Consider the following 886-nt stretch of genomic DNA (forward strand, 5'->3'; position numbering starts at 1 on the left):
TCAAGGTAAATCTGTCATTGATTTTTCCGTCAAGCTTTAATTGATCCTTCTTCTATTTCTCTCATTCCTATTCTTACCTGAATTCTTACAAAATTTCTTTGAAAGTCTGGCAGATGAGATTCGAGAGATCGTTACCCACAAATTTGTCGATATTGCCAATGTAGAAAAAGAGCGAAGGGAAATAGCAAGTATTGCTGAAATAGAAAATGATGTTTCTTTATTGCAAATTGCATTATCTCAAAAGATGCAGATTCTAGAAACAGCAAAGGCAATAGGCTATGCAGCCATCTTGATGATTAAAAAGTTGGATCTAATGCGTGCAAGTTTAGAAAAAATTGCTAATAATCAACAGACTCAGCGCGATGTTTTAGAAAATATGGTCAAAAAATTGAGCGTTCAGAGAAAAGCTTATGAGGTTCAATTAAAGATAAACCGTTTGCAAACTGAAGCTGCGGAGTTGACAAAAATTGCATTGAATTTTGAGAACTATATGGAGAGTTTTCTTGGTTCTTTTCAAAAATTGCTAGGTAATGTATCACAGGTAGATAAAGATTTATCAGGAGCTATGCAGGAGATTCAACAAATAGCAGAGTTGGCTATGAGTGAACAATCTGGAAATATTATAATCAATGACCTCCAATCACGAAAAATCCTTGATTTTCTCGTCGCTAGTGATCTCACAAAATCTCAATTAATAGATGCTCTAGAATACTCACACAATGTAAATAATGAATTTGAGTTGGGAGCATCTCAATTAGGCACTGAGTAAATATACTTAGGCAAGATTGAGGTTGAGATAAGCGCAACGATGTTTAAGAACTTGGGGAAGATTATCGCGCTTCCACTGAGCACCAGATATTTTGATTCTACGCCCAATTTGCTTGAT

Annotated in this window: 1 protein-coding gene and 1 pseudogene; one reads left to right on the forward strand and one right to left on the reverse strand. The window is 35.2% G+C overall.

Annotation, left to right across the window (positions count from 1 at the left end; translation table 11 throughout):
- The first annotated feature begins 40 nt into the window (after window positions 1-40).
- A complete protein-coding gene (locus PSE7429_RS22975; protein WP_009629811.1) occupies window positions 41-769 on the forward strand; it encodes a hypothetical protein in 729 nt (242 codons plus the stop codon).
- Between the two features lie 6 nt (window positions 770-775).
- Here PSE7429_RS22975 and PSE7429_RS25845 read toward each other — a convergent pair.
- Window positions 776-886: pseudogene (locus PSE7429_RS25845) on the reverse strand (ISKra4-like element ISMae18 family transposase); the annotation flags it as partial.

Origin of the sequence: Pseudanabaena biceps PCC 7429, from assembly GCF_000332215.1 — a bacterium.
In the GTDB taxonomy this organism is placed as follows: Bacteria; Cyanobacteriota; Cyanobacteriia; order Pseudanabaenales; family Pseudanabaenaceae; genus Pseudanabaena; species Pseudanabaena biceps.